Source organism: Promicromonospora sp. NPDC060271, assembly GCF_042726755.1.
In the GTDB taxonomy this organism is placed as follows: Bacteria; Actinomycetota; Actinomycetes; order Actinomycetales; family Cellulomonadaceae; genus Promicromonospora.
Genome location: NZ_JBHXBG010000277.1, coordinates 1 through 4,126 on the forward strand (window position 1 = coordinate 1; position 4,126 = coordinate 4,126).

The 4,126-nt window shown below is 74.0% G+C and carries 3 protein-coding genes; 1 reads left to right on the top strand and 2 read right to left on the bottom strand.

Annotated elements, in window-relative coordinates; translation table 11 throughout:
* Window positions 1–65: 65 nt before the first annotated feature.
* Together ACFWE2_RS24745 and ACFWE2_RS24750 are read right to left on the bottom strand one after the other, a co-directional pair.
* Window positions 66–1,628, bottom strand: a complete 1,563-nt coding sequence (locus ACFWE2_RS24745; protein ID WP_377226862.1) for a family 20 glycosylhydrolase — start codon at window positions 1,626–1,628, stop codon at window positions 66–68.
* A 48-nt stretch (window positions 1,629–1,676) separates the two neighbouring features.
* Window positions 1,677–3,296, bottom strand: coding sequence for a hypothetical protein (locus tag ACFWE2_RS24750; protein WP_377226863.1), 1,620 nt, complete (start codon window positions 3,294–3,296; stop codon window positions 1,677–1,679).
* Window positions 3,297–3,482: 186 nt separating this feature from the next.
* On the opposite strand from ACFWE2_RS24750, the gene ACFWE2_RS24755 reads away from it, so the two are divergent.
* On the top strand, window positions 3,483–4,073 hold the full coding sequence (locus ACFWE2_RS24755) for a TetR/AcrR family transcriptional regulator (RefSeq protein WP_377226864.1): 591 nt from the start codon (window positions 3,483–3,485) through the stop codon (window positions 4,071–4,073).
* Window positions 4,074–4,126 lie beyond the last annotated feature (53 nt).

Genomic DNA, 4,126 nt, shown 5'->3' on the forward strand with positions numbered 1-4,126 from the left:
ACTTCGCCGACGGCCAGTTGGCGAAGTAGAGCGGGCGTCCGGACAGGCGCTCTACTTCGGCGACGTCACCAGTCGATCTGGGGGGTTGGGTGGTAGGCCGCGTTCTCGCGGCGCCAGGTGGCCGCCTCCGTCGCCACCCGAGCCCGGAACGACTCCCAGTCCTTCGCCTCCGGCCGCGACCACGCCGTCTCGGCCACCGCGGCGAGCCGGGGCAGCAGCATCGAGAACAGGTCGTCACGGTTTTCCAGGGTCTCGGTCCAGACGGCGGCCGAGACACCCTCGATCGCCGACTCGGGCAGGCCGTCGATCAGGGCCGCCGGGTCCCAGTCATAGGAGTCGCGCAGCTCGACGAAGGCCGCCCAGGCCTGGCCCAGCGGATGTTCGGGCGTGTACTTCATGTCGAGGTAGGCCCGGTCGGCCGGGGACATCACGAACCTCGCACCGGCCTGCGCGGCGCGTACGAACGGCGCGGGGTCCGGCCGGGTGTCCCAGTACTGCAGGATCGTGCCGGGCCGGACGAGCGCGGGCTCCTCGCCGTCGGACGCGGCGGCATCAGCGCCCGACGCCGAAGGCGTGCCCGCCAGCGCCGCGACCGCCGCCTGGTCGCCGTGCGCGGAGCCCCCGGCCTCCTGCCAGGCGACCGGCGTCTTGCCCGCGCCCGCGATGATCTCCTGGCACAGCACGACGAACCGGCCGAACTCCTCGGGCTGCATCACCAGCACCTCGTCGCCGCCGAAGTGCACCCACGGCCCCAGCGTCATGCGCGCGACGTCGGTGAACACGTCCCGCAGGAACGGCTCGGTGGCCGGCAGGTCGAGGTGCAGCTTCGAGAAGCCGACCTCGATCCCGTCATAGGTGTCGGTCGGCTCGCCGGAGGGCATGAGCTCGCCGTAGGCGTGGGTCGCCGCGTTGACGTGCCCGGGGACGTCGATCTCCGGCACCACGACGATCTCCCGCTCGGCCGCGTACTCCTGCAGCTCGCGGTACTCCTGCGCCGTGAGGAATCCGCCCGTCGCGCCCGCCACCGCACCCTGCGACGACCTCTCCGTCAGCGCGGGCCGGGACGGGATCTCCAGCCGCCAGCCCTGGTCGTCGGTCAGGTGCAGGTGCAGCCGGTTCATCTTGTACGAGCCGACGAGGTCCACGACGGCCCGCAGGTCCGCCGGCCCGAACCAGTGCCGCACCACGTCCAGCGACAGCCCGCGCCACGCGTACCGCGGCTCGTCCCGCACGACGACGGCGCCCACCTCGAGCGGCCCGCCGGCCTCCCGGCGGCCGGCGGCGACGAGCTGCCGCAACGTCCGCAGACCGTGCAGCAGGCCGCTCCGCTCCGGCGCCGCGACCGTCACGCCGTCGGCGGTCACGGTCAGCGTGTAGCGCTCGGGGTTGCCGGAGCCGGAGGGACCCGCCGCGGGATCCGGCGTGAGGGTCACGGGCACACCGCCGTCCGGCACCACCAGGGCACCGGCGGCGGCGAGAAGCTCGCCCGCGAGGCCCGCGACCGCGCCGTCAGCCGCACGGACGGTGACCGTGGCGAGGTCCAGCACCCCCTCGGCCGGCTCGAGCTCGACAGGTGCTGGGATGACGGCGTCGGCGACGATGCCCGCGCCGCTGCTCACGGTGGTCACGATTGTTAGGGCCCCTTCGCTCCGATGGTTGCCCGCAGTTTCGCAGGTTCAGCTTGCGGAGACCAGACCCAGGAGCGGTTCGGTGGGCATGATGCCGGTGGGGTCGGCCGGGACCGCGCTGGGCGCGGACCAGCCCAGGACGGCGCGTGGGGGGAGGTCGGCGGCGACGTCGGCCCACACGCCGTCCGCCGTGGCCTGCCCCTCGGCCGGACCCGCGGCGGTGAAGACGACCGCCACCTGCGGCGGGACCCGCAGGGCCGCCCGGTCCACCACCGACGCCGCCGTGGACTGGTGCACCTCCAGCATGATCTGCGGCAGGCCACGCGCCGTCGCCATCGCGGCAAGCCGGTCGACCACCGCCTGCAGCTCCGCGACGGGCACCGCGCCCGCCTCCGCGCCGTTGCCGGCCAGCCGGAACTCAGGGTGCACCGACAGCCCGACACCCGGCTTGGCCAGCAGCGGCTCGATCTCCTTGAGCTTCGCGGCCAGCGGCTGGTTGCCGGGCGCGACGTCGAGCAGCACGAGCTGGCCCGCCTCGCGAATGGCGTCGACCGCCGGTTCGAGCAGCTCCAGCGGCTGCTCGTCGACGTAGTCGCCGTCCTCCCCCGCCGCGCCGGATCGCACGCTCGTGGTGACGGTGACCAGGGGCTTGCCGCCCAGCAGCTCGCCGTTGGCAGCGGCCCCGGCCACGGCGCCGGCAGCGTCGGCGGCCGGGTCGGCGGAACCGGCGGGCACGGTGTACGACGTCGACACGTACCGGCCGGGGAACAGCCGCAGCGCGCCGTCGGGCAGCGTCGTGCCCGACGTCGCGACGGCCACCTGCCAGCCCAGGTCGTCGGACGAGCCGAACTCCTGGCCGATCCCGACCACGCCGAGCGGCTGGAGGGTGCGGATGGTCTCGGCGGTCTCCGGTCCGGCGACGACGCTGCCGCCCGGGACCGTCACCGGGACGGCCCCGGCGGCGAGCGCCGTGCCGATCGCTGCCTCCTGCCCGACCTTCGGGTCGACCGCCACGAGGATCTCCTGCAGCAGCTCCGGGTCCGCGACGTCGGGGATCTTCGCGCGCAGCCCGTCCACCTTGGTCGCGTCGAGGCGGTCGGCGGTGGGCATCTCGACCTTGGTCACGTTCCGCTTCTTGTCGTCATCGCCGCCACGCCCCGCGGAGGCAGCAGCCTCCGCGGCCGCGCTCAGCGCACCCGGGTCGAACCGGACCACGTCCGCCTTGCCGGTGGCCTCCCCCGCGGCGGCGACAGCCGCCTCGTCACCGATGACGACGACGGTGCTCGCGCCGAGCCGTTCGAGCTCCGTGACGAGGTTGTCGTCGGAGACACCACCGTCGGTGAGGAGCACGGGCGCGGTGACGGCGGCGCCGGTGGCCGCGGCGGTCGAGCGCGCGTCGTCGTCGTCGGCCGATGCGAACACGGCCACGGGAGACGCGTGGAAGAAGGCCTGGCTCGCGGTGAGCGCGAGCTCTGCGGGGTCGGTCGAGTCGAGCACGAGTGCCGGCCCGGACGGTTCACGGACCTGAAAGTTCTCCCCCGTCCTGCCGTCGACGCCCTCGGCCGTCGGCACGGTGCAGCCGGCGAGGACGAAGGCGGCTGCCGCGAGCAGAGCCGCAGCGGACGCAGATCGGTGGTGCGGGACGAATCGGGCGTTCCGGATGACCACGGATCACATTCTCCCCCACGACGCCGAGATGTGGAAACCCCGCGGTGGCGGCGAACCCAACGCCGGCCGACCCTCGGGTGAACAGCTCGGAAGCGCACGAGGCGAGGTAGACGAACCCGTCAGTACACCTCCGCGTAGACTGGTCGTCCCGAACATCCGGAACGAACGACGGAAGCAGACGGCGCGATGAGCACCACCACTTCGGGCGCCCCGAGCACCCGGGACCGCATCCTCGACGCGGCGGCCGAGCTGTTCTACTCGCAGGGGATCCGCGCGGTGAGCGCGGACAGGATCATCGAGCGCGCCGGGATCACGAAGGTCACGTTCTACCGCCACTTCCGCACCAAGGACACGCTGGTGGTGGCCTATCTGGAGCGGCAGGCGGCCCGGGAGCGCCAGGCGCTGGACGGCGTGCGCGCTGCCACCGGCGACGACGCCGAGGCCCTGCGCCGGTTCGCCCGCGCCGTCGGCACCGAGACGTGCCGCCCGGGCTTCCGCGGCTGCTCGTTCATCAACGCGGCTGCCGAGTACGCCGACCCGGACAGCCCGGTCCGGCGGACCGTCGCGGAGCACCGCGCCTGGTACCGGCAGACCTTCGCAGCGATGGCAGGGCGGCTGGGCCTGGCCGACCCCGAGCAGGCGGCCGACGAGCTGATGATGCTGCGCGACGGCGCCATGCTGACCGGCTACCTCGACGACCCGTCCCGGGTGGGCGACGCCCTGGAGCGCGCGATCTTCGCCGTGGTCGACGCCGCGCGGGCCGGCTCGCCCACGTAACCGCACCCGCTCCGACCTGCGCGAGCCCGCCGTCACCACACGTGGCGGCGGGC